Below are 25,732 nucleotides of genomic sequence, written 5' to 3'. Positions count from 1 at the left end.
GGTGGTTTTTTGCTGACTTCTTATCCTAGCAAGATCATTGCGATCGCCGCCAAGGCGTTATTGAGAAAATGCATGGCGATGGCTGTTTCTAGACGCTTAGTTTTTACATAAATCAACGCCATGATCAGCCCCATAGCACCGTAGATCAAAAACTCGACCAGATTGGTGACGGAATGGATGATACTAAAAACGGCTACACTTGAAATGATCCCGACTATCGGGTATTTCTTGAATAAAAGGCCGATAAACCCACCACGGAAAACGATTTCTTCCATGATTGGCGCCGCCACAGCGATCAATAGGAAGATCAAAAGCGGATTTTCGCCTGTAAACAGTTCCCCTAACAATGCATCATTCGCGGTCGCCTCTTGATCGGATATATGCTGCAGATACATGGTACCACCAACAGCAACGACTCGACCTAAAACAAAACCACCGATGATCCATAGCCAGTTGCGCTTCGTTGACCACCCAAAGTCAAAGGTGGCAAGTCCTAGCTTCCGAGCCAAATACATCAGTAGGCCAATGTTTGCCAAAAGCAAGGCAATCAACCCGTAGCTCATCATCGCAGGAATCCTCGGCTCTCCTGCTTCCAAATAATAGATTTTTACCACACTGAATACGGTCATCCCTACTTGACTTAGTAAGAATAAGCCAATCAAAATAAATAAGTTCTTTACTGCTTTCATGCTCTCCTCCATTGTTTGCTCATTGCATTTTGCAGGATTGGGTTACGACAAATCATGACACAGTCCATCACTTGGTTCCCCATATATCCAGAAACTGCTTAGCCGCTATCGGCTTGTTTCTAATGATACTGAGTTTCCTCAGTATTTACAACAAATAAAAAATAAAAACAGTTATTTTGCGTATTTTATCCAACAAACCACGTTTTTTCTTTCGCTGCCCTCAAAAAAATATAAGTAGTGTTTGAAAAAAGCGCTCTCTTATGCTACACTGTTCCTACTTTTGTTTGGCTGACGAACCGCTGCCCCAACCATGTTCGTTTGGACCAACTCGTTGCGAGTATTCGATTTCGAATGCTCTTTTTGTCGCGTTTGTCAAAAGAAAGTGAGTGAATCCAAATGATCCAAGTAGAACACCTCAGCAAGACCTTCCAAGTGTCCAAGCGAAAAAGCGGCTTTCGCCAAGCAGCCAAAGCATTTCTTTCTCGTGAAACCACCACCGTCCATGCGTTGCAAGACATCAGCTTTACCATCAATGAAGGCGAAATGGTTGGCTACATCGGGCCTAATGGTGCTGGAAAAAGTACCACCATAAAAATCATGTGCGGGATTTTGACCCCTGATCAAGGCATTTGTCACATCAATGGTCGTACGCCTTGGCAAGAACGTATTCAACATGTCAAAGACATCGGCGTCGTCTTCGGGCAGCGCAGTCAACTCTGGTGGGATGTCCCCGTCAATGACAGCTTTGATTTGATCCGTGATATCTACAAAGTCGACGCTGCTAGTTATCAGCGCAACCTAGAAGAATTAGTCACCTTACTAGATTTAGGTGAGATCTTAAAAACCCCTGCTCGGTCCTTGAGTCTCGGTCAGCGTATGCGCTGTGAGATCGCCGCCTCCTTACTCCATGACCCCAAAATCTTATTTCTTGATGAACCCACCATCGGTTTAGATGCTGTATCAAAGATTGCCGTGCGTCAGTTTATTAAAAAAAGAAACCAAGAAAAAGGCACCACAGTCATCCTGACGACCCACGATATGCAAGATATCGAGGCGCTGACACAGCGAATTCTGTTGATCGGCAAAGGGCAAATTTTGCTGGATGGTCGCCTCGATGAACTAAAGCATCGTTTTTCTGATGTCAAAACGCTGGAGATCGACTATCAAGGGAATGAACCTCATCTGCCAGAAAACGTCCAGCTGCTTCAAAAAGACGTTGGTCGCCTTGTTCTGAAACTTGATCCCAAAGAAGTGTCGGTCGCTCAGCTGCTCAGTCTGCTCAGCAATCAAGTCGAGATCACCGATTTGGCCGTTGCCAGTATCACCGCCGAAGAAATGGTCGCTAAGCTGTATCAGGAGTATCAAATATGAGGAAGTATCAGGCATTTTTCCGCATTCGCTTTATCAATACCTTGCAATACCGCTCGGCGGCAATTGCCGGGATGGCTACGCAACTAGCTTGGGGCTTGATGGAAATTCTGGCATTCCACGCCTTTTACCAAGCAGATCCTAGTGCCTTTCCCATGACCTTTCAACAAACCGTCTCCTATGTTTGGCTCCAGCAAGCCTTCTTGTCTTTATTTATGTTGTGGTTCTTTGAGGCAGAAATTTTCAATACCATCACCACAGGGACGATCGCCTACGAACTTGTGCGGCCGATGGATCTATACAATCGCTGGTTTTGCCAATCGGCTGCCAATCGCTTAGCAAAAGCCGTCTTGCGTTGCGGACCGATTTTTGTGATTGCCTTTTTACTGCCAGCACCTTATCGCTTGATTCTGCCAGCAAACATCGTTGCCCTGTTCTTGTTTCTTTTGTCTATGGCGCTGAGTTTAGGTGTAGTGATCGCTATGTCGCAGCTGGTCTATATCTCGACTTTTTATACATTATCCTCCATCGGGGTGCGGATCGTCATCAGCTCCATCGGTGAATTTTTAGCTGGCGGGGTCATTCCTCTGCCTTTCTTTCCACAGCCTTTTCGCCAATTCGTGGAACTATTGCCTTTTGCTTCCATGCAAAACGTCCCGCTGCGAATTTACAACGGGGATCTGACTGGCTTTGCGCTTGTTTCAGCATTGCTCTTACAAGCGTTTTGGCTCGTACTTTTGATCGCGATCGGAAAAATTTGGCTGCAGCAGGCACTCAAACGTGTCGTTGTGCAAGGAGGTTAAGGAATATGGTTTATTGGCATTATTTTTGTATTCATCTCAAAAGTCAGATGCAGTATAAGGTTTCCTTTGTGTTAACTGCTTTGGGACAATTTTTAGGTTCCTTTACCGCTTTTTTAGGCATTTGGTTTATGTTTACCCGGTTTCATCAAGTGGATGGCTTTACCTTTGAGGAAGTCCTGCTTTCCTTTGCGACGGTTTTGTTTGCCTTTTCGATTGCGGAATGCTTCTTTCGCGGGTTCGATCTTTTTCCACAAATGATCAGTAATGGCGAGTTCGATCGGGCACTCGTGCGTCCTCGATCCTTGATCTTTCAAGTCTTAGCTTCCAAAATGGAGTTCTCTCGTCTCGGTCGTTTTATTCAAGCCTTGCTGTTGTTTGCGTATGCGATTCCCAATAGTGGAATTGCTTGGCATTTTGGAAATGTCCTGACTCTTTTTCTAATGATCGTCTGCGGCGCCCTCTTTTTCGCCCTATTGTTCTTAGTGTATGCCGCCATTTCCTTCTTTACGATCCAAGGACTTGAATTTATGAATATTTTTACCGATGGTGCCCGAGAATTTGGTCGCTACCCATTTAGTATCTACGGAAAACACGTCTTGCGTTTGTTGACCTACGTCGTGCCGATGGCTTGGTTTCAGTATTATCCATTCTTGTATGTCATTGGTCGGGTAACTAATCCTTGGTGGATCTTATCACCGTTGGTTTGTCTGCTCTTTGCCTTTCCCGCCTTCTTCTTTTGGCGAGTAGGTTTGAAGAATTATATTTCTACGGGTTCGTAGAACAAGCAAGAAGCCCTTATAGACATCAATCATTGAAGACGCATCCTCTAATGATTGGTGCTCTTTTTCTTTTCGATAATTGTAAAATTGCTCAGTCGCTTTTTATTTGAGCAATCACGTCACTGATATACTGTAAATATTTATCCCCTTAAAGACAAAAACTGGCTAGGAAAAGCAAGCAATCTCTGGTAAGATAAATAAAAACGTAAAAGAGGACCAGTTATGGAATATTTAGCGATTTTACTTGTTTTCTTTCTATTGAATGTAGTGATACTTGTACTTGGATTGAAGAAGAAACGAATCATGCTGCTTTTTCTGTCACTCTCTGGTTTATTGTTGGTTTGCTTGATTGCCATTTCTTACGTTTTCTTCTATTCAAATACACTTTAAGTTGTCAAAAACACGGGGAGATGGCTACGAACCTACCGAAACAAACGAGGCTGTTTTAGTCATTACACCCGATTTAGAAGCTAATAGACACACACAATTTGTGTCCACCTTCAAACAAATCGCTGTTCTTTTGCTCTTTATCAAGTCTAGCGAAAGCAACATATGCACCTTTGATGTCGGTGATATCGTCCCCATCTTCGCAGCAACCTTTGTGGATGCCGTGCGTTCGCCGATCACTCTTCCAAGTCCGAGGTAGAACGATGTACCACTTATGTTTTTTTGCAAAGTAGATTGACAGTGGCTACAGGCGACCAATCAGTCGTAACCGACAAGTTTATTAAAATCACACGAAAAAACCAGGACCTCCGAAAGGATCGTTCTGGTTTTTTTGCTGATTTGATTATCTAGAGAAACGACCTAAATCGCTCTGATTCTAGCCAAATTTCTGAAAGAGAATTATAGAAGGATTCTCCTAGCTGATCCGTCATCGACGCTGTTTTCTCGATTTAACAATAAAGCGAAAAAGCGGATTCTACGCTTTTTTCGGTCCTTTCGTCACTTCACAAACAGCTTCTGCTGCTAATTTCCCAGAAGTCAATGCCCAGGCATTATTGGCACCAGATGGAGAGTCTGATCCCATGACGCCTCCCACAACTTCACCTGCAGCATAGAGCCCTTTAATGGGCTGGTTTTGCTGATTCAAAACTTGCAACGAACGATTGACCGCTAACCCACCAAGCGTAGTCGCAAACCGAGGCTTTTGTTCGATAAGATAATAGGGACCTGCACCAATCGGTTCTTGCAAGTATTCAGGTGCACGGTGAAATTCTTCATCTCTTCCTTGCGCTACCCAGTAGTTAAATTTACCCACTGATTCGATCAATTGTTCTACAGGCATCTGCGCTTTGATGGCTAACTGTTCTAATGTGGCTGCTTTAAGGATGCGAGGCGTGGCCTTTCCTTCTTGCGCAATCCAACAAGCCAGCTCTTCACTGGTGATTCCGCCTTCTGCTACGCCTTGGCTGAAATGCTCAAAATGTTTGCCGTCTAGCAATAAATAAAGCATTGGCGAGCGTTGTCTTACTAATGCTTCTAATACTAACTTATTGCTAGCTCGTTCGTTGACTACCCGCTTTCCAAGTTGATTCACTAGAATACCGTTTTCTTTCAACACGATCAGATTGCCGCCAATCGTTGATTTCGCCACCCCTTGAGAAATTTCCAATCCATTGGGATAGATTTTTCCTTGATCCATCGCTCGCGTTTGTGCCTTTAAAGCAGGAATGGTTGCCATCAACAGACCATCGCCGGTGGCAGATTTTGGTCCATAATACAAAATTTGCTTGAATCTTTCCTTGAGTAAGGAGGCATTATTCCCATAGCCACCGGTTGTCATAATGACCGTTGGGGCATAGATCATATGAGTTTTCCCTGATTCTTCGACGGCTTTGACGCCTATGACATTATTTTGATCATCTACTAGTAGCTGTTGGGCTTTCGTTTGGAGCAAGACCTGAACCCCACTATTCTGTAGTGTTTTACGGACGGTCTGGGCAAATCCAGCGCCGCCCCCTTGATAAGCAAGTTCGCGATTTTTTTGATATTCTGGTAGGACGTGCAGCCCTTGCTCCATATCGTAGGCTACACCTAAGTATTCATGGACCCAATCTGTGGTTACTCCTACGTTCTCAGCGAAAAGGGTCAAAAGGTTTCGATCGTTCAGCCCATTCCCGTTTTCCAGAAAATCAGCCACCATTGCTGTCGGTGTATCATCTTTTACACCAGCAATCTGTTGTAGTTTCGAACCAGTCACGATTTGGTTTCCACCACTAATAGAGATCGCTCCACCCACAAAACTTAATTTTTCCAGTAAGATGACCTTTCGTTCTAACTGATCCGCTCGCAATGCAGCAGCAAGCCCAGCAGCGCCTGAGCCAATGATCACTACATCAACTGCTTCTTCAACCACTTCTTCTGACCAAGCCACGACTGGCTTTGGCCGTGCTTTGAGGACCTCTACATCGGCGCCTGCAAGTTTTACCGCTTCTTCCACCCCTGCGATCACCCCTTGACTGGAAGCAGAAGCACCAGAAACAGCATCGACATTCAGCGTTTGTCCTTCAATGATCTGAGCCGGAATTCTCGTAAAGACTAAATCAGATAAACCTTCAGATTCATTGCCTTTATCAATCGTAATCTTTTCAATCGTTTCCTTTGAAAAAGTCACTTGCATTTCAATCGGACTATTGTGTCCTTGGGCTTGTACAAGATATGTCCCTGGTTGGTAAGCGACTTTCCGCTTTTGGAGTTCTTTCAAGCGTTCATGCTTTTGTTTCTCCTCTTCTGGATCAATGACCATATCTTCCATAAACTGCCACAATGGTGTTGGGATTTTCAATTCACTTTGCGCATGACTAAGAGCAAAATGACGAACAACTTTCTTCTCGGCGATCATCTGAACCCAATTAGGTTCGACTAAAAATCCTTTCCCGATGGCAAGCAAATCGTAGCCAATTTTCAGTGCTGCTTCTGCGTCTTCTCGTTGCAAGATAGAGCCCACTCCTATAATCGGAATAGTCGAAAGTTCAGGCGAACGCATTGTTAAAAACTTCACAATTAATGGCTCGCTGCTCTCGTTATCAATAATAGAGCTTCGTCGGTACGTTCCCATTGAAAAATGAAGGTACTCTGGCTTGCTTTTCGCTAGTTGATTCAACAAGTACATCGTTTCTTCAAAACAAATCCCAGGCTTTTCCATTTCTTCTGGCGAAAAACGATAACCGATAACAAAGTCTTCAACCGATTCTTCTTGACGGACCCGCTGTACTTCTTTTAATACGGCTAATGGAAAGTGCGCTCTTTTTTCCAGACTGCCTCCCCAATGGTCGTTTCTGTGATTTGAATGGGGCGAGAAAAATTGTTGGATCAAAAAGGTATTCGCACCATGTATCTCCACACCATCGTAACCAGCTTTGATCGCACGCCTAGTCGCGTCTCCAAATCGTTGAATCATCGTTAGGATCTCATCATTACTCATTTCTTTCGGAACAGGTGCGTTTGGTCGTAACGCTGCGACGGGACTTGCGCAAATCGGTTGTACTCCACCATTGTACTCAGGCCATGCCATTCGTCCAGCATGATAAATTTGCAGGATCGCTTTCGAGCCTTTTTCTTTGATGGTTTTTGCTAATCTAGTGAGCCCAGCAATTTTCTTGTCTGTATCTACCCCGAGTGCTCCCGGAAACCCACGCCCATGTTCTTCGATAAAGCAGCTTTCTACGATCACTGCCGCAGCTGCACCGGCACGACAGCGATAGTATTCAATGATCTCTTCCGTTATTTCACCATCGTAAAAAGCAGATTGAGTTGTCATAGGTGCCATAACGAGTCGATTTTTAAGTTCAACGCCAGAAGATAGTTTGATCGGTTCAAATAATTCTTTTTTCATAAAAATCAGTTCCTTTCAAATAGCTTGCTTCGTCAGACCGCATGTATTAAGGCATCACGAAATACACCCATCTTTTTCGAACAAGTCGAAAAGATGAGTGTCTCCCCTATTCAGTTATTACTTACTTCATTTCCCCATTTATTTTTGATTTTCCGGCCGAGAATTGATGGCATACTGTTTACGCCCGCCAGGTTTTGGTACTTGATCCCCCATCATGATCCCAAAACCACCTTCAACACGTAATTCGTGCCCGTTCGTATAATCGGAACGTTCGCTGGCTAAGTAAAGGACTGCATTAGCAATGTCTTGCACATCGCCGATTCGCTTATTGGCAGTTAAACGTTTCCGCCCCTCTTCAACTTCTGGGTCTGCATAAAAGCTTGCGGATAAAGGTGTCTTCACAAAGCATGGCAAGACACAATTGCTGCGAAGGCCGTACTGCCCCCACTCTGCAGCCATTTGTTTCGACATCATATTAACTCCAGCCTTACTTGGGCTATACGCACCAGAATATGTTTCAGGGCTGATTGAGGCGATCGTTGAGACATGCACCATCCGCCCTGATTTTTGTGCGATCATCACTCGCCCGATTCTTTGAGAAACCAAGAAGTAGCCGTTTAAGTTGACGTCGATCACTTGTTTCCATTCTTCAAATGGTAGATCTTCAAGCAATGAAAATTTCAAAATAGCCGCTGTGTTTACCAAAACATCAATGCGGCCAAAATCTTCTTTGACCTTTTCTGCCAATGCATCTACCTGCGCTTCGATCGTCGAATTGCAGACATAACTGTTTACTTTCACACCGAATTGATCTGCTAGCTGTACAGCATAGTTGGCAAGGTTTTCCTCATGCAAATCAACTAATGCAAGTTGTGCGCCTTGATCAGCAAAGTCCTGTGCGATTTTTTTCCCCATACAACCTAAAGCGCCAGTAATAACTACGACTTCATTCTTAAGATTCAACCAAGATTGCTCCATCATTTATACCACCTCTAATATTGTTATATTCTTCACTAACAATATACCTTGATATGAGCAGAGAAACTAATTCTTTTTTTCCATTGATCAATAGCTTCTGTGAATGGTTTGTTCCTTTAACGCAGTCGTAACGAGCGCTTGAGCGAGCTCAGGATTTTTACAATAGATTATGCAGCTAGCAAGCAATGTAGGGGAATTTTCCAGCTGATAAAACGTCTGTACAAAAGATGCAGCAGCGATCTCACTCAAGGAATAGAGACGTGCCTGTTTTTTCAAAAAACCTATCTGATAGTGCAGTTGTCTTTGAATGGTCCAGAGATTTTTACGATATTCCAATACATGAAACACTTCATGCATGAAAACCAATTCCGTAAGTGTCGTCGCAGGAAGTAATCGGCTTAATTGCTGTGCTTCGATAAAATGCTGCGCTTGCGCCAAGAAATTGCGATCAATCATAATATGATCTGTTTTTTTATAGACAGCAAAGGTATAGCGCTCCTGTTGCGCTTGCGCTTCAGGCAGTTCATTGACCTTTAATGAATCAATGATTCCTTGCAATTCTTGAGGATGCTCTCGATACCAGCGGGCTTCTTGCTTACCTATGCTTTCAGCAGTTTCAATAAAGGACTCTGCCTGCGCAGGATCAACTTTGGCGTGAAGGGGGTCTTGTTTGAACAGCTGCAGGTGAGGATTGGTTGCTCGAGACCATAGGTGTAAAAATTGTTGGCAAAATTCTTCTACTTTCACGGATCTCATTCCTTCCTTGGCCTACTGCAAGCGGTTCGCAGCAATAATAATAATCTCTTCTGTACCAATCAACTGACTTAATTCAATATCGATCAACATCATCAATTGGGTATAATCTGTCGAACTAAAATCAAAGAGACGCGGTCCAGCACAAATATAAAAATCTGGCCGGATGACTAGATCACTTTGGTAGTTCGCCATACTTTCCCAAAGACGAGCGATTTGTTCACTATAACTTTGGATCGTCGTTTTCACGACATCTGCATGGTCTCTTTGCACACGAATAAAGCCTCGATGATCAATGACACAAACACGATCGCCTTTTTTTGTCGCTGCGCCATAAATATAAAAATGTTCACTCGTAGCACAAGAAACCACGTTTTCTTTAGCAACTTGCAGCTCAGCATAGGCAATGTCTTGCGCTTCTTCACGGTTAATTTGGTTTTGACGCTCAGCGGCTTGAGCAGCTGTGGCACCGGAGGCTCGCGCAGTAATTTTTTGCGTCTGAGGATCGATTTCAATATAGACTTCAATACTATCAGGCGTTGCCCCACTCTCGATCGCCAAAGTAGCTGCTTCTTGCTTGATTGCTGCAATATCCGCTTTTGTTGGATTCGGGACAATTCGTTCCACCACGTCTTGAACGACGGATAACGCCACACCGATCGATGAAATCACTTCAGCATTTTCAGGTATTTTATAATTCAACGACAATTGTTTCGCTGCATGTTTGATCAGTGAAGAGACGCCTCCTCCTACACCTACTAAAGTCATTTGGTTAGGCTCTAATTGATACTTGCGGGCAAAAGATTGAATCACAGGTGCTATTTTTTGGACTGCTTGATCCAATATTTGCTGTGCGACATCCTCCACCGTCGTTTCTAAGTACTTCGCTAAAGGCTGCATGGCTTTTCTGGCCGAATGGGCATTGCCATAGGAAAAATCATCCTTTGTGACATATCCTAAGACATTCGCTGCACAAGAATTCGTGATCGTAATTCGTTTCCCGTTAGCAAGTTTGATTGCAACATAATCTGCTGGGTCACCTTCTTTTGGCGCATAAAGCTCCAGTTCTGGTGCAACGATCTCTTCTTCTGGCAGATACGTACTATATTCTACCCCAGCGATATGGGCACTTCTTGGGCCGACGTCTATCACGCCTTTTTTGTTCACTCGAACCATACTGCCGCCAGCCACACCTAGGACGCGAACATCTAATGAATTGACATACGTCTTATGGCCTGCAATCTCTGAGTAATCGATGACTGGCCGACCATTTTTGATAACGCCAAGATTCGTCGAAGTTCCCCCTACTTCAAAATAAATACCGTTCGACGTTCGCAGATACATCAATGCTCCCATCACGCTGGCTGCTGGACCAGAAAGCATCGTTAGCACCGGTCGTTTTTTCATTTCAACAATGTCCATCAACCCGCCATCGCCCCGCATGATCATCAGTGGTACATCCACACCTGCTTGGCGAACACTATTTTCTGTTGAATTTGCCGTTTCCAGCATCGTTGGCAAAATCGATGCATTGATTGCTGCGGTACGGGTTCTCCGGGATAACCCATATAGTTTGGTCATCTCCGACGCCAAGGTTACTTCGATGCCCTTTCGTTTGGCTACTTCAGCGATTCTTTCTTCTGTTTGTAAATCATCTACACCAAAAGCTGCTGAAGTCACGATGACCTGAGCTTGTGCCTGTTGTAGTTCTGCTAATGCCGCTTCGATTGTTGCTTCTGAAAGCTCTTTTTTAGGAATAAAGCGAGCAACGACTTCAATACTTCTTCCCGTACCTAAATCAATGTCTTTTAATGCCGTTTGCCACTTTGCCAGCCAACCTTCGACGCCGCCCTTTGCTGTACTGATAATGCCGACCTTCGCTACATCTCCTTCTAAGAGTGCATTGGTGGCTTGGGTTGTGCTGTGAGCGACAAAGACCACTTCATCTGGCTGGATCTGATTTTCGGCTAAACACTTAATAAAAGAGGCCACTACACCTTCTGCAACCCCTTGCTCACTTTTGTGGGTCGTTTTTACAGATGACTTTCCAATCACCTCTTGCGTGTCATTGTTGATTGCGACAGCTTTTGTATGGGTTCCACCCACATCAATGCCAATTCGGACACTTCTTCTCATTTTTTTCACCTACTTTTTTAAATCGGGCTATATAACAGGAACGTCGCAATTTCAAGAACCAGCGAAATGACGACTCCTGGTAAAAAAGCAACCTTCATGTAATCTTTCGTATTGATATTATTGAAGCCTAATCCCCAAGCATTCCAAGAAATGGTCAAATCAAAATGACCCATACCGATCATATTAGAAATGAACAACGGATATAAAAACGTCACAGGATAATTGGTTTGATTGCTGATTACTGCTAATAACGCTGCCCCACAACCAATCAAAGAAAGTGGCCCGCGAAACCAGGTCAAGGGAGCTAAAAAACCAAAAAGCAAACAAAGCGCTAAGGGATGCGTCGGAATGATTCCTCCTAGCAATGATTCAAAATAAGGTGCAGCGAAGGTTGCAGCTGCATTGAACATCGCAAGGGTCATCCAAAAGGCAACTAAGGTCGCAGTATCTTTGACCCCATCTGCAAAAATACGTGTCAAAATTTGAGAATCTTTTCTAAACCCATCCTTTAAAACACCACAAATCCACAAGGCATAAAGACTCGCACCAATAAAACAAAAGATCACTGGAAATTGAAAGATGATGACTCCTACGACCGGTATAAAAGGGGTAAGTAACGCCAAACTAGGAACGTCTTGAACTTTCGGTTCTTCTCCAACCGCCCAAGCATAGGTCAAACTTTCTACTCTCAAATACCCAATAGCAAAAATCGAAGAAACCAGAATCATCACAAAGAAAGCCAATAATCCAAACGAAAAATAATCATTATAGGTGTAATCAACCCCACCATTCACATTGCCAAAAAAGGCTTGATACTGTGTGAAATTGATTGGATTTAAGAAAACACCTGCTGCAACGGAAGCCGAAAAACTAAAGAATGCCACGACTTTAGGAATACCAATCGAAAATAAAATTGGCAATACGATCACGGCGATCGCGATGACAGATCCGGCACCTGACATGGATGAAAAGATAAAGCCGGTAATCAAATTGACAATTACTAGAATAATCGCTGGGCTATCCCCACCTAGTTCCACACTCTTACGAATGATAGTTGCCGCAATGCCCGTTTCCAACAAGATCCTACCAAAGAATGCTCCTACAAAAATATTCATTTGTGAAGCCCCCCAGCGTTCTGGCGCCTGTTGATAGACCTGTGCCAGCATCTCGGTAAAAGGGAGGTTTTCAAATGCCGGATTGGGTGAAATGACATTCCCTATAAGCGGCAACAACACCCATAATGTTGCCATAACGATAAAACCAATCATCAGGTTATATCCTTTGATACAATAAAAAACCATGCCACCAAATGACACTACTAGTAATAAGCCAATCAAGCTATCCATTCTTCTTCTCCTCCATACAAATTACGCCGTTTGAACCTGCAGCCAAATACGCGAAAGCCGCCGTTTAACAAAAGCGAAAAAGGAGGAAGTGGTTGGCCACTATCCTCCAGGACGTTTAGTCCTTTAATTTATCAAATGCGCTGTAGCCAAATACTCTTTTGTGTTGCAGTAACAAATAAACCATCATGACGATCGCTAAAACCGCAGCTGCGAGTAATAAGCCCATCATAATAAAAATCGCTTGCGTTTCTCCTACTGACCGAGTCATGGAAGCAACGATGTAAGGTAAAAAGGTACTTGCTAAGCCCATCCAAGTATAGTAGATCCCGGTATTTCGACCTTTTGGTCCAGGGCAAAACATTTGTCGTACCCCTAGCCCAGTCTGCAACGCCCCTCCGGCAGCAAAGAAACCCAAGAAGGCGATACTGATATAAATCACTACGACATGTTGGATCACTAATACCATCCCTAACGCAAGAGCGATGAATACCGTATCAATAAACAAGACTTTTAAGGGATTCCAACGCAATTTCCCCATCATTACTGCCCAAAACAAAACAGCCACCATTGAGCCAAAAGTATAGATCGATGTTAGCCCTGCTGACTGCATCTCAGTCAAACCAGCATTCGTCAAACCAAACGCTTTGGTATACTGTTGGGCGCCGTACATGATGAACATACAGATGAAACCAAAGAACATTGTGAAGAAGTTAACGACCATATTCGGCTTAACAAGCATTCTGGCCTTCATTGCCGCAATTTCTTCTTGAACCGCATTTGTTTCTTTTCCATCGACGGTTGCCGCTTTTTCTTTCATCATGTCATCATAGGCGAATGGCGCGATAGCTGCTAAAATCGTGCAGACGATCGATAGGACTAATGGAATAATAATCCCCATCGACTGATTCCCAGACCCGATGAAATTTACCACAAGTAAGGGATAGATAACCCCTGACAAAGAAACAAAAAACTTGATCCCAATCATTGCTGAAGCCGCATATTTCGGTGCTGCTTCTTGAGAAGCGGGATACAATGCAGCATCCCAGAAACCAGAAGTCGCCACCCCTGCGATAAAGGCACAGACAGACGCGATCACCATATTCGTCGTCAGTAACAGACCTAAAAAGCATAGCGTATACAAAACAGCCCCCATGACCGCCATTTTTTTGCGTCCCACTTTATCCGAAATTTCTCCACCGATCCAGACGGTCAAAAATTTTCCTAATCCGGTCGCAGTGATGGCCAACGATACCGCAGCGGCTCCTGCAGAAGCATCGGTATAGCCCCATTTATCCGAAAAATAAGTCGCATTTTGGCTTAAAATAATGGCTTGGATCCCATGAGTGAAATAACACATATAGATAGTTGCCAGTGACAAAATATACTTTTTTGCTCTCATTTGTACGCTCCTTATAAAAGAACATCCAGCTTTCCTACGAAATACCCACAGGGAAATTTTCGTAGGAAAGGGATACTCGGTCCCTAGTTAGTTTGCTCTGACAGGCAGTTCCTTGCCAGTAAACAGTTTAAAGGCGGCTTTTCCTTGTCCCACCAGCATTCCTTTTCCACCCACGGTCTTACACCCTTTTGCGCTGGCATCTTTCAATAACTGGGTCATTGGTGGGTTATAGATCGCATCAGCCACCGTCAAATCTGCATGCAGTACCTCTGCGTCTGCAATCGGTGTCGCTGTATTTCCTTCACCCATTCCAACAGTCGTTGCATTCACTAAACAATCGGCTCCTTTTATTTTTTCAGCAAGTAACGCTTGATCCGTCAGATCATAAATATCAATTACTAGATCAGGGTAATATTCTTTAATGCGAGCAACGGTCTCTTTGCCTTTTTCATAAAATGCATCTTTGATGTTGAAAATTGCAATGGAGGCTGCGCCTTCGATCGCCAATTGGACTTGGATCGCGGTGGCAGCTCCACCAGCTCCGATCACAACAAATTTTTGATCTTTCATTTTTACATCGTGTGCTTGCAGATTATCAACAAAGCCGACACCATCGGTAATATGGCCGACGAGCTTGCCTTCATCATTGACGATAGTATTGATGGCACCAACCATTTTTGCAGCGGGGGTCAATTCATCCATGTATTCTGCCGCTGTCGTCTTGCAAGGCATCGTGACATTTCCACTCATTTTGAAGGTTCGAAATGCCTCGATCGCCTGGGCGACTTGGTCTTCTTTAATGTCAAAAGCTAAATAAACTGCATCGATATCAAGCTGGTCAAAGCCATAATTATACATGGCTGGCGAACCAGAATGCCCAACAGGTGTACCGATCAATCCTAAGAGCTTCGTTTTTCCCGAAATTTTTTCGCTCATCGTATTTCCTCTTTTCTATTTGATTTTTTTTTACGCAAGCAATTCTGGCCATGCGTTTTGGATCACTTCAATACTCGTTTTGTAATTTTGCTCTGCTGCTTTTTGATAGCCTTGACTTAAAATCGGATCAGAAATCACTTCCGTGCCTACAACACGAGGCTTGATGCCGTGTGCTTTTAGTGCCCGTAAGAAGCCTTCGGTATCACCCCATCCTGTTCCTGGACATAAGCGATCGTGCATCGACTCATCCCGTAAGATCGTATCAGGATATCGTCTTTCTAAAACATCACAAATTTGGATCGAAACAACTTTCTCCGCTGGGACCCCTTCCAAGTCAGCTGCTGTCATGTTGGCTCTCGCCCAGTGCCATGTATCTAGGATCAGCATCCCATTTTCACAATCTGCCTCTTTGACAATATTCCATGCACTAGCTAGATCAGGAACACCGCTATAAGGCATGAATTCTAACCCAATGACTAATTCTTTTGCTCGTGTACATAGTTCTTTAAAGGCTTGGATATGAACCTCTGCTGGGTATTTTTCCATTAAGCCACAATTGATGTGCCCAACACCAAACAAACGTGCCATATGATAGATCGTTTGCTCTTTAAATTGTTGCAGCAGTGTTTCCGGTGTTTCCATCGTTTTATTTGGATCAGCCCACAAGGTGATATATTCGACCTCGGTTACTTTCATGTCATGTTCTGCAAGAATTTCAAGCATCCGCTCATCAGAATAGCCTTGCTTCACAGCAAGCATATAGGTCTCCGCACGTAAACCGATCCCGTCGTATCCTGCCTCTTTCGCGATCTTCACTCTGTCTTCAAAATTAATCTCTGTCCCTAATGTGTAAGAGCTAATCGTCAATGGAATGTTTCTCATGTTATTTCCCCCTTTAAAAGTCTGTAAACAACTACTACTTGGTTTACAGCTGGAAATAAAAACACGAACTAAAAAGCGGCCGCAGTAATTGTGTTTTTATTCACAATGTTTATTACCGTTATTATAGCTTTTCCCTCTCCGTACTTCTAATTGTTTTTTCTTTATGGATCTATAGATAAAAGATATAAGTCTTGTGATATACTGATAAAAAAAGAAGGATTTTAGAGGAGGTTTCTATGAATCTTCAGCATTTAAAATATTTTGATATCCTTGCTAGAGAAGAACACTATACACGTTCGAGTAAATTGCTCAACATCACACAACCAAGTCTCAGTAATGCCATTTCACTTTTAGAAGATGAGCTAGGTGTACAACTCTTTGAAAAAAACGGACGAAATGTGATCCTAACCAAGCCTGGAAAAATTTTCCATGAACATGTTATACGAACGTTAGAAAACTTAGATTCGGGTATCGATACAGTAACAAAAATCAGCAAAGGCTTTGGGCATATCAGCTTTGCTTTTTTGCAAGTCCTCGGTACATCTTACGTACCAAAAATCACTAAACAATTTCTTGAAGCAAATCCTGAAAAAAAGATTCAATTTGAATTTCACTCAGATAGCGTCAGTACCGAAACAGTCCAAGGACTAAAAACCTTGCGCTATGATCTCGGTATTTGTTCCTACATCACCAATGAACCAACCATTGAATTCGTCCCGATTGCAAGTCAAGAACTTGTCGTGATCACCGCGTTGGATCATCCTCTCGCACAATTTGATGAAGTCTCTTTGGACGACTTAGCAGAATATCCCCAGATTATTTTCAGCAAAAAAAGTGCCTTACGTGAAATCATCGATGACCTTTATCAGCGTAACAACGTCAGCTATCAAGTAGCCTACGAAGTCAAGATCGATCAAGTGATCGCTGGACTAGTCAGTCAAGGATTGGGGATTGCTATCATTCCCAATATGACGATGCTTGACTCTTTGCCCCTTAAGCGAATCAAACTTAATGGCATCAGTTGGGAGCGATACTTTTATTTAGCCTACAATAAAGAGACTTACTTACCACCTGTAGTCAGCAATTTCAAAGAATTTATTTTGGCCCATGCAAATCCGAAACAGATCGTTTATTGAGTGACTGGGTGGGTGAAAAACAAAGCTTTAGAAAATAGGAATAAAACTATGTTCCCGCCTTTTTTTGGCGTTTTCACTTAATAAAAAACAGACATTCATTAATGGAATGTCTGTTTTTTATTGCTTATTCTCTTGTTCTTTTTCTCATGACGAATAATTAAAAGAGCTATACTCACCGCACGTTTCGCAGATATAGTAATAATTGCGCTTCTTCTTATTGTAGAGTTTCAACTTCTTCCCATTTTTACAACTCTTGCATTCTTCTAATTCCGTCAAGGTTTTATAATAAAACAACTCACTGATCATCTCTGGATAAAAATGTGCAAGAAGCTCAATCAGTTTTTTTCTATCAACCAACAGTAGATTATCACCGGCTATTTCTAATGCTTGATCTGTAAAAAAATGTGTAGTGATGAAAAGCCCATTGGGAAACCCTTTGTCTGGAAAAATCCCTTTAAATGCGGCAACGAGTGGCTTACTGATCCGCTCCGTTGTTTTTTGCGGATTCCAGGCTTTACATTGGACCGCTATTGCCTTTTTATTATTAGAAAAAGCATACACATCAATACCACCATCTTTGTAACCATCGATGTTTTGGACGGTATATCCCATCTTTTGTAAAATACATTCAGCAATATAATTCAAATCCTCTGATTTACAGGTTTCTAATTGAGCCACAATCTTTTTCAATTTTTTCGGGTATGTACGTTCATTATGGTTGCTTAGTTCTGGGAAATTAATGACTTCCTTCTTTTTCTTAAATGAAAACATGCCTCTTCCTTTCTTGATTGTTTTGGATGTGATTCGTTAAAGCATAGCTAGTGAGTGGTCTTTAATTATGTAGAATAGAAACTGGTTCTTAAAGAGAGAACTATCTACTTTTCTCAATAAAAATCGTGTGAACTCGATAAAATAAGTCAAAAATAAGAAACTTATAACGGAATATTATTAATTTAATGATAATTTTATTCAAGATAAATGTCAATTGAAGTTTGAATATTCAATAATAATCGATGATTAAATCAAACCACTCTTGATCATTGCTCCATTTCGAAAATTACTAGATAGGATTCGTTACAGTGCTAATTTCCACATTCTTGCCTACAGATTTATTGAGTCCTTTTACTTTGTTTGTAACAGATTCTGAATGGTTTCTTTCGGTTTAGCAGTTGAGTGTCTATTACCTATAAAAACAAAAAAGGTTTCCCTCGTAAAAGGGAAACCTCAGAAATGTTATCGAAACAACATTTACATTTATTTGTCTTATTCTGCAGCGTTGTTGTCTTTGAGACCGTATTGATGGTTCAGTGATTCTTAGTGTAGCTTAATGGTACTTGTATCAAGGATTTTTAGCCTTTCAACACGCCAGAAAATGTACTGTATTTTTTGCAAAGTATGGTCAAAAGTATGGTCAAAAGTATGGTCAAAAAATCTTACTCGCCAGTGTGTTTATTTTAGAGTTAATCTACAATATAATTCAAACGAACTATTGGATTTAATCCTAATAATCTTACTTTCTTTTTCCATTCATCTAAACGATTTTTTAAAATAAACATATCCAAATCATTCAAATTTATCTTCCCATTTGATGTTGATAATTTCTTAGTTCTTTTCAACACTATCCAAATGCCAACATTTTTGATTGGTAATGATTGAGTTTTTTCTTGTAGTATATCACTTTTGTATATTTCTAACGCAGCTTCCGATTGACTAACAACATAACTTAGGTCAGATGAGCCACTTCCCATCTTAACAGCGTATATTGTCTCATTATCTTTATCATCAAAATACAAATCTGCAATTTCAATCTTCCCTATGCCAGTATCATCAATGTCTCTATCATGATTTTTGTAGCGATTGTCTTTTTCTGAAATATTGCCGTTATAGTAGTTTTCCCGATAATACTTACGCTTCACAATTTTTTTCAATTCTTCTTCTGTAATATCCTGATTTTTAGGTAAATTTTTTTCTTGAATTAAGATGTCATTCAAATATTTGTCATGTTGTGATTTGCTGTAATTAAACTGCGAATCGTAAATAACTTCTATTTCATTTAATGAATTTTCAAGATAAGTCTGATAGTCTTGATTAAATTTATACCACGTCCCTGAAATCAAAACGCATTTTTCAACATCATCAGAATAATCAATAAGCTCTATTAGTTCAAGCGATTCTTCATTCCCATCTTTCTTTACCAGCACAGTTATATTTAATATCTTATCATCTTTAATTTTATTATTAGAAATGAATTTTTTTATTTCAAGCACGTTTAAATTGTCTAAAATTAGCTGACTATTTCCACTTTTTATTTTAAAGCTTTCTGGGCTAGAATAAAAAAATTCAGTAGTTCCTTTAATTTCAAATTCTGAAATAGAAATATTTATATTACCTTTCTTAATCGCTTCTATAAGCTTTTTATTAAGTCTAGAAAGTAATACATTTTCTTTCGTTGTTACTTTTTTTAATAACGGAATTGATGTTTTATCCTTATTACTAATCAAAACTTTTTGAATAAAAACTATGATGTTGAGTAAATTATCGATACTATTTTCGAATAAGCTAAACTTAATTGATGTTCCTATTTCAATATCCTCTTTATACACATTAAAATCTTTATCTAACTTCGCCTTACCTTTGATTTTTGTAAGTGCTTCACCACTATCAAAAATCAGCACTTCACTGTTTGTAAATGCATTTATAGTTTTGTTATTTTTACTGTAAGGAGCAACTTTTGAAATCATTTTAATATCTTTGTATTCAATTTTTCTAGCAAAATTAAAAGCCATTTCACGATCACAATATCTGTCAGCTAAGATATATGACGTTCCAAAAGCGTATACATAATGATTGTTATTATTCGTAATAAGTAATATTGCCTTTGGATTACTAATATATTTAATTTCATATTTTGAAAAATTATTCGCAATCCATTTCCACTCTGGTTCATTTTTATTCTGCTCATCACACAAAAAAAATTGAAGTGTAAATTTTTTTCTTTTGAAGACTTTTTTTATTTCCTCACTTTCTGAAAAACCTTTGAATTTCAACTCTAATAAGAAAATTTCTATTGCATGCATCTTTACTTTTTTAGACCGTTTATCTCTGAGTGTCTCTATTTTTTCTTGTGACAATTGAAATTTTTGACATTCTTTCTCAGTTAGAGAAATTTTTTCATCTTTTATCTTATATAGATTAACTTTCATATCCTCACCTATCCAAACTCAATTTGAACTCAGCAATATCACATATTTTATTTGCTATAATGACAATTCTTCACTCAATATCCTGTACTAATTCAGAAACCAATTCTGCCTGTCCATATCGTTCAGAAAAAGCTTCAAACGCTCCAAATTCAGCCACATCAATTCCAATAATTCGATTTTTCTCATCAATCATTGACAAACGAATACTGTCTATATCTAATTCCTTCAATTTTCGGATGGTAACAACTTTATCATTGTCCTTATTTTCCATCTCATAACTAGGAATTCCAATCACTGTGTGTAAAATCCAATAACCTAAGTCTTTAGAACGTTTTGACTGTAAATTCTTTCCGTTAGCACCATTTACACTTGCTTCAATCCGACTACCATCAGGCATCCTTAGCGTAAAATCAACGTAATTTAATGAATTTTTATTCGAAACCCTATATGCTTCTGGATTTTCTCGAATAAAATCTGCTTGTTGACTTCCAACTTTCTTTTCAGTATCAATAAAATTATGTCCAAAAAACCAGCCATTGAATTGTTCATGTATCCATTTAGGAATTCGAATTTCAACATCCCAAGGACGATTATTTTCTCTAGCACGATGCCATTTGTTTATTCCAGCACCATTAGGAACATCAATTCGTTTATCCCCTCGAGCTATACTTCCTAGTACACTATACAGTGGCAAATAGAGGTCAGGAAGCGTACTCTTTGCTTCGTCTTCTTGTGGTAACTCAATCATTTTTATTAGCTCAAAAGGATTATCAAACTGTTTTATACCAATTGATGTAATGATTGTACTAGGAGATGCATCAAATTCTTCTAACAACACTGATTTTGAAGCATAAAATTTATAGTTATTCAATCCATCCGTGAATGAAAAGGTTTTTCCATTAGAAGACAGTAATTTTAATGAATCCAGTTGAACTAAGTCATATGGGTTTTCTACGATATTCATCACTTCATTATCACGAGTAATATAGTGATATATATCATCACCCTCGTTTGTATTATACAATCGTTTATCCACCCAGATACGATCATTTCTTAATTGTGCAACTTTTCTAATCACTTCTTCTGGTGAACCATGGTCAATAAGTGGTCTAATTTCTTCTGGAGCTAACTTATTGAACTCTGCCACTTTCTGATAGGTTTTATCTTTACTATGAATCCATGTTTTAAGTCCGACCCCTACATTTTTTCCATTAAGTTTTGCGACCGCATCAAAAGCAGAATCTTTTCTTGTTAAATCCTCCACATCAAATACTTTTGCATATAATTGTTCATGATTCCGATAATAAAGGTATGGCTTTTGTGCATTTGTTCCTTCTTGATTATCTTTAAAAAGGCCAGATAAAGCACCGAATATTTTCAGAAAATGAATATATTCATTTTGTTCTTCTGCTTTAAAACTTTTCCAAATTATGTTCGCCACAATCGTTCCCACCTTTATTTTAATACCTTGATTATACCAAACCAATAGTAATAAATACTAGGGTATAAGAAAAGCTAGACTCTATTCATACGAATAGAAATCTAGCTTTTTGTTTTTTTGAACATTCTTTGTATATTCATCTGCAGTCATAAAATCAATTTGATTGTCTTCTTTAAACTTTTCAAGGTCTTCAGCTGTGTTTACAACCTTAACTAACGTACTTTCTCCTTCAAATCTCCCATCCATCTGCGTATGCATAATATAAAATTTTCCACTTGTTTCATTTGAGTCATAATCATTGCCCTCAAATTTCAAAGCTTTTGAAATATTATCTGCAATTCTTTTGATTACAGGAACAACAACGCTATTCCCAGCTTGTTTATATAACTGTGAATGTGCTATTTCAGGCAATTTAAATGTGGATGGATACCCCTGAACATTAAATGTTTCTCGAGGTGTCAATTTTCTTATTCCATCTTTTCCTTTAATCAACGGAACGTTATGACCACCTGTTCCCATGTTTGCTGTGAGTGTAGGTACTACACCTGATTTATTTTCTCTAACATACTGTCTTCTCCATTGATAGACCGTATTGTCATCCACAATGCTTTTTTCTAATTGTTCATAAAATGGTTGACGGTTCTTTTTATAGTAATATTTGTCATCTTTAGGATTTTCAAAATCTATCACATCACTTAATTTTGTAGTAAGTTCAACTTTAGAGGGGAAATGAAAATTATCAAATGCTTGCTGATTTCTAAATCCTACTACATAAATTCTCTCTCTATTTTGTGGAACATTGCCATAATCTTTGCCATTCAGAACTTTCCACTTGATAGAATAACCATTCATCGTTAATGCTTCTCGAATAATCTTAAATGTATTTCCATGGTCATGAGTTACCATGTTTTTTACATTCTCGATAAATATTACTTTTGGTTTATTTTCTTTAATAATTCGTAATAACTCAAAAAACAAATCGCCACGATCATCTTCAAAACCTTTTCTATAACCAGCAATACTAAATGCTTGGCATGGAAAACCTCCAACTATTAAATCAGAAACAGGAACTTCTTTTGAATCTACTTCGTGAATGTCTCTCTTGTCTAGCGGTGTTTGAGGATAGTTTTCCGCATAAGTAATCTGTGCGTTTTTATCAAACTCATTTGCATACACCACTCTGAACTTGCCAGTTTGTTCAAAACCTAGCTCAATTCCACCGACACCACTAAAAAAAGCAGCTACTGTGTGCTTTTTAGCAGTTGTGGAACTTACAGAATTTGTCATGTTTGCTTATCTCCTTATTATAAAGTTAACTTTGATATTATATCACAGTTTCAACACCTTCGAAACATAAAACTTGTGAATTCGAAAATACCAAATACTAGTTGTCGTTAACCTATTGCAAAAAAAAAATAAAATGCTATCATTATTCATATATTAGTGGTTATTGCAAGATACAACCAGACGAAAGGAAATAGATCAATGCGAATATATAAAAGTGTTCGACTTGCTGGGGTCACTTCAATTTGGGCAAATGAGTTGATACAAGCAAAGCAAAAAGAACTAGACATAGAAATACGGAACGGTTTAATAGAACAATCTGAGACGTATTTGCTAAAAAAGTTTCCTTCTCTAAACGGTGTGTCAAGAAACATTGTGTTTAAAGTGAGTTTCTCTAGTATTGTCGAAATGTGTTATAGGTTAACGGAAAATTATGACACGAGCGATTGGGAAGAATTAGCACAGCAGATGGAAAAAGATAAGACTGTTTCCAGCGAAGCTAGTAATACCCCAAAATTATACCTAGAAGATAGTATTTGGCGTGGGATTGAAGATTATCAACGCAAACTTATGGGGGAAGAAAATAAACGCATTTTAAGACTTTCATATATCATCAAATTAATACTGTATGCTGGCTGGAGAGCCTATCAATCAGATGAAAAAATTTAAGCTAGAAGGCTTAAATTTTTTTACAAATTATGTATCTTAGTATACCTACTAAAACACTTTATGAAAGGAGTAATTATGAAAACAAACTGTAGAGACCCTTCCTCACTATGAAAAAAATAATAGCACCAAAAAAATAAACTAGGAGGTTTCACAATGTACGAAATTAAGAAAAAAATAATCAGATATATCAAAAATCAAAACCAAATTGGAAAATACTATCCAATAAACATCATCACTAAACAAAATTATTCATGGTGTTCTTTTTTTAAAACAATGGGCATCATAAATATCATCTTCCTAATTTTTTTTAGTATTTGCGTTCTTTTATTTACAATGAATATAGTTACAACGCGACATTTCTCTCTTATCAACTTTCTGCTAATCATGTTAGGTGTCACTATCAATATTGTACCCACTTATCATAGGTTATCAAAGATAAATCTAAAGCCTAAGCCAATAGAAAAAGAACTGGCTCATCTATTAACTACAAACAATTTATACACATGTGATGAACATGGACATGTTAACAACCAGCTGTCGTTATATTATGTAGATCATGGAAAATTCATCTATGTCGACGCTCTAAAAAAAGGAGATAAGTTTCAAAAAGACACCGACAAGCTAGGAGAACGTTTAGAAAGCATACTACAATATCCTCTTGAAGAAATTAACAGCAACCTAAAAAGAGTTCGTTATACTTTTGACAAAACTCCACCCAAGCAAATAGTAATTCGAAATACATTTGATTTTCCGAGCATTGACTATAGTCTAAAAATTAAAGTCTACAAAGGTTTTTCTATTAATTTGGCTAAGCAAGTGAGTGCGATTGTAAGTGGTAGCTCTGGAGCGGGAAAATCATATTTCACGTATTTTTATCTAACTCGTTACCTTTCGCAAACCATTCGTTATACAGAACATGGATATGAAAAAACAAAACATGCACGCTTGCTTATTCACGATAATAAGCAATCTGATTTGCTGAAGCTAGCAATTAGATCAGGAATGCCCAAGGAGTTTTATGGTAGCTCTGTATCTGATGCTTTTAGGTTGATCGACAAAGTTCTTAATGAACTGGATCTTCGAGAAAAAAAATATCTGATGTCTAAGAAATTCGGAGTTGATGCTAGTGAATTAGGCATGCCACCTTTCATTTTAGTAATTGAGGAATATTCCAGCCTTATCGCCATGATGACTGTAAATAAACAGAAGTCGGAATTCGAACAAAAAATTTCACAAATTGCTCAAAAAGGCAGGCAATTATCAATTGGTGTTATCCTCATCATGCAGCAACCACGCGCAGATTCAATCGCTAGTAATATTAGGGAGCAATTAACCAATGCGAATGCTATTTTCTTTGGTAATCCAACTCAACAAGCTTCTCTCATGTTATTTGACACGACTGATGTACCTAAAATATCTGGAACTGGCAGAGGCTTATATGCACAAGAACGTAATTCTCCAAAACCATTTAAAGCACCTTTATTCGAGAGTAATGTATTTGAGTCTATTCTCCCAATTTGGAAAGATGCGGTAAAGTTTTGGAAAGAGGAGGATAATCAATAAAAAAGAAGGAAGCCTTAATTATAAACATCACATAAAAAATAATGAGAAGAGGAAAAACACATGACAATAAAACTTAACGATTTTTTATCAGCGACACTTTTGGGAACTCAATTTCTTGCAGTCAAATCTTACTCGGAAGTCAAAGATTTAGAGACTGGCTACTTAAACGCATACAGATTAAATGTTTCTATTCAAGACACTCAGAGCCCCTTTTTCATGGAAATGATAACTGTAAAGGTTAAAAATCTGTCGCCTACCGTATCAGTAGATTCATTAAAAACAAATACAACCATCCCTATTAAACTCAAGGGTTTGAATGTTGGACAATTTAATGGGACTCTATGGTTTTCTTGTACAGATGTTATTCCAGCAGGAGCGGATAGTAAAATAAAATTGTAAGTTTCAAAGCTCAGTCTGGTCTGACAGGTGGTTATAATCGCGAAGCTGGTTATAACCGCCTGTCAGGATACGAGATTATTTATTACTTAACAAAAAAATTACTATAAACTATTCAACGCCTACGGCACAG

The 25,732-nt window shown here is 39.6% G+C and carries 21 protein-coding genes; 8 read left to right on the top strand and 13 right to left on the bottom strand.

What is annotated here, in order from left to right; all coding sequences use genetic code 11:
- Positions 1-20: 20 nt before the first annotated feature.
- Positions 21-689, bottom strand: coding sequence for a CPBP family intramembrane glutamic endopeptidase (locus IGI89_RS08150; protein ID WP_034872126.1), 669 nt, complete (start codon positions 687-689; stop codon positions 21-23).
- Between the two features lie 396 nt (positions 690-1,085).
- Here IGI89_RS08150 and IGI89_RS08145 point away from each other — a divergent pair, with 396 nt between their 5' ends.
- From IGI89_RS08145 to IGI89_RS08130, 4 genes are all read left to right on the top strand, one after another.
- Positions 1,086-2,060 carry an ABC transporter ATP-binding protein gene (locus IGI89_RS08145; RefSeq protein WP_005234036.1) on the top strand — a complete coding sequence of 325 codons (975 nt, stop codon included), beginning with the start codon at positions 1,086-1,088 and terminating at the stop codon, positions 2,058-2,060.
- On the top strand, positions 2,057-2,860 hold the full coding sequence (locus tag IGI89_RS08140) for an ABC transporter permease (RefSeq protein WP_008380552.1): 804 nt from the start codon (positions 2,057-2,059) through the stop codon (positions 2,858-2,860). The genes IGI89_RS08145 and IGI89_RS08140 overlap by 4 nt, the downstream gene beginning before the upstream one ends.
- A 5-nt stretch (positions 2,861-2,865) precedes the next feature.
- Positions 2,866-3,639, top strand: a complete 774-nt coding sequence (locus IGI89_RS08135) for an ABC transporter permease (protein WP_005228413.1) — start codon at positions 2,866-2,868, stop codon at positions 3,637-3,639.
- 222 nt (positions 3,640-3,861) lie between these two features.
- Positions 3,862-4,029, top strand: a complete 168-nt coding sequence (locus tag IGI89_RS08130) for a hypothetical protein (RefSeq protein WP_005234033.1) — start codon at positions 3,862-3,864, stop codon at positions 4,027-4,029.
- A gap of 532 nt (positions 4,030-4,561) precedes the next feature.
- Here IGI89_RS08130 and IGI89_RS08125 read toward each other — a convergent pair.
- The 8 genes from IGI89_RS08125 to IGI89_RS08090 form a co-directional block, all read right to left on the bottom strand.
- Positions 4,562-7,477: an FAD-dependent oxidoreductase gene (locus tag IGI89_RS08125; protein ID WP_438735517.1), complete on the bottom strand. Its 2,916-nt coding sequence runs from the start codon at positions 7,475-7,477 to the stop codon at positions 4,562-4,564.
- A gap of 138 nt (positions 7,478-7,615) precedes the next feature.
- Positions 7,616-8,455, bottom strand: coding sequence for an SDR family NAD(P)-dependent oxidoreductase (locus tag IGI89_RS08120; RefSeq protein ID WP_438735850.1), 840 nt, complete (start codon positions 8,453-8,455; stop codon positions 7,616-7,618).
- Positions 8,456-8,542: 87 nt separating this feature from the next.
- Positions 8,543-9,211: a hypothetical protein gene (locus tag IGI89_RS08115; RefSeq protein WP_438735516.1), complete on the bottom strand. Its 669-nt coding sequence runs from the start codon at positions 9,209-9,211 to the stop codon at positions 8,543-8,545.
- 12 nt (positions 9,212-9,223) lie between these two features.
- Positions 9,224-11,344 carry a hydantoinase/oxoprolinase family protein gene (locus tag IGI89_RS08110; RefSeq protein ID WP_438735515.1) on the bottom strand — a complete coding sequence of 707 codons (2,121 nt, stop codon included), beginning with the start codon at positions 11,342-11,344 and terminating at the stop codon, positions 9,224-9,226.
- A 17-nt stretch (positions 11,345-11,361) separates the two neighbouring features.
- Complete coding sequence (locus IGI89_RS08105) at positions 11,362-12,690, bottom strand: hypothetical protein (protein ID WP_005234027.1); 1,329 nt, start codon at positions 12,688-12,690, stop codon at positions 11,362-11,364.
- A 115-nt stretch (positions 12,691-12,805) separates the two neighbouring features.
- A complete protein-coding gene (locus tag IGI89_RS08100; protein WP_101699334.1) occupies positions 12,806-14,089 on the bottom strand; it encodes an MFS transporter in 1,284 nt (427 codons plus the stop codon).
- An 87-nt stretch (positions 14,090-14,176) separates the two neighbouring features.
- Positions 14,177-15,025, bottom strand: coding sequence for a shikimate dehydrogenase (aroE, locus tag IGI89_RS08095; protein WP_438735514.1), 849 nt, complete (start codon positions 15,023-15,025; stop codon positions 14,177-14,179).
- 30 nt (positions 15,026-15,055) lie between these two features.
- On the bottom strand, positions 15,056-15,907 hold the full coding sequence (locus IGI89_RS08090) for a sugar phosphate isomerase/epimerase family protein (RefSeq protein ID WP_005234024.1): 852 nt from the start codon (positions 15,905-15,907) through the stop codon (positions 15,056-15,058).
- A gap of 236 nt (positions 15,908-16,143) precedes the next feature.
- Here IGI89_RS08090 and IGI89_RS08085 point away from each other — a divergent pair, with 236 nt between their 5' ends.
- Positions 16,144-17,043, top strand: a complete 900-nt coding sequence (locus tag IGI89_RS08085) for a LysR family transcriptional regulator (protein WP_005234023.1) — start codon at positions 16,144-16,146, stop codon at positions 17,041-17,043.
- Between the two features lie 144 nt (positions 17,044-17,187).
- On the opposite strand, the gene IGI89_RS08080 is transcribed toward IGI89_RS08085, so the two are convergent.
- The 4 genes from IGI89_RS08080 to IGI89_RS08065 form a co-directional block, all read right to left on the bottom strand.
- Positions 17,188-17,814 (bottom strand): restriction endonuclease, encoded by a 627-nt coding sequence (locus tag IGI89_RS08080; protein WP_016621684.1) that lies wholly within the window; start codon positions 17,812-17,814, stop codon positions 17,188-17,190.
- Between the two features lie 689 nt (positions 17,815-18,503).
- Positions 18,504-20,246, bottom strand: a complete 1,743-nt coding sequence (locus IGI89_RS08075) for a DUF6119 family protein (protein ID WP_003127390.1) — start codon at positions 20,244-20,246, stop codon at positions 18,504-18,506.
- A gap of 70 nt (positions 20,247-20,316) precedes the next feature.
- Positions 20,317-21,687 carry a hypothetical protein gene (locus IGI89_RS08070; protein WP_438735513.1) on the bottom strand — a complete coding sequence of 457 codons (1,371 nt, stop codon included), beginning with the start codon at positions 21,685-21,687 and terminating at the stop codon, positions 20,317-20,319.
- A gap of 81 nt (positions 21,688-21,768) precedes the next feature.
- Positions 21,769-22,974, bottom strand: coding sequence for a DNA cytosine methyltransferase (locus tag IGI89_RS08065; protein WP_003127388.1), 1,206 nt, complete (start codon positions 22,972-22,974; stop codon positions 21,769-21,771).
- A gap of 198 nt (positions 22,975-23,172) precedes the next feature.
- Here IGI89_RS08065 and IGI89_RS08060 point away from each other — a divergent pair, with 198 nt between their 5' ends.
- The 3 genes from IGI89_RS08060 (at position 23,173) to IGI89_RS08050 (ending at position 25,602) form a co-directional block, all read left to right on the top strand.
- Positions 23,173-23,640 carry a hypothetical protein gene (locus tag IGI89_RS08060; RefSeq protein ID WP_003127386.1) on the top strand — a complete coding sequence of 156 codons (468 nt, stop codon included), beginning with the start codon at positions 23,173-23,175 and terminating at the stop codon, positions 23,638-23,640.
- A gap of 153 nt (positions 23,641-23,793) precedes the next feature.
- Complete coding sequence (locus IGI89_RS08055; protein WP_438735512.1) at positions 23,794-25,203, top strand: FtsK/SpoIIIE domain-containing protein; 1,410 nt, start codon at positions 23,794-23,796, stop codon at positions 25,201-25,203.
- Positions 25,204-25,269: 66 nt separating this feature from the next.
- A complete protein-coding gene (locus IGI89_RS08050) occupies positions 25,270-25,602 on the top strand; it encodes a hypothetical protein (RefSeq protein WP_034704969.1) in 333 nt (110 codons plus the stop codon).
- The last annotated feature ends 130 nt before the right edge of the window (positions 25,603-25,732 follow it).

Origin of the sequence: Enterococcus sp. AZ141 (genome assembly GCF_051714385.1) — a bacterium.
GTDB classification, from domain to species: domain Bacteria; phylum Bacillota; class Bacilli; order Lactobacillales; family Enterococcaceae; genus Enterococcus_D; species Enterococcus_D entomosocium.
Note: the sequence above shows the minus strand (reverse complement) of the source record. Positions and strands in the feature narration are given on the sequence as shown.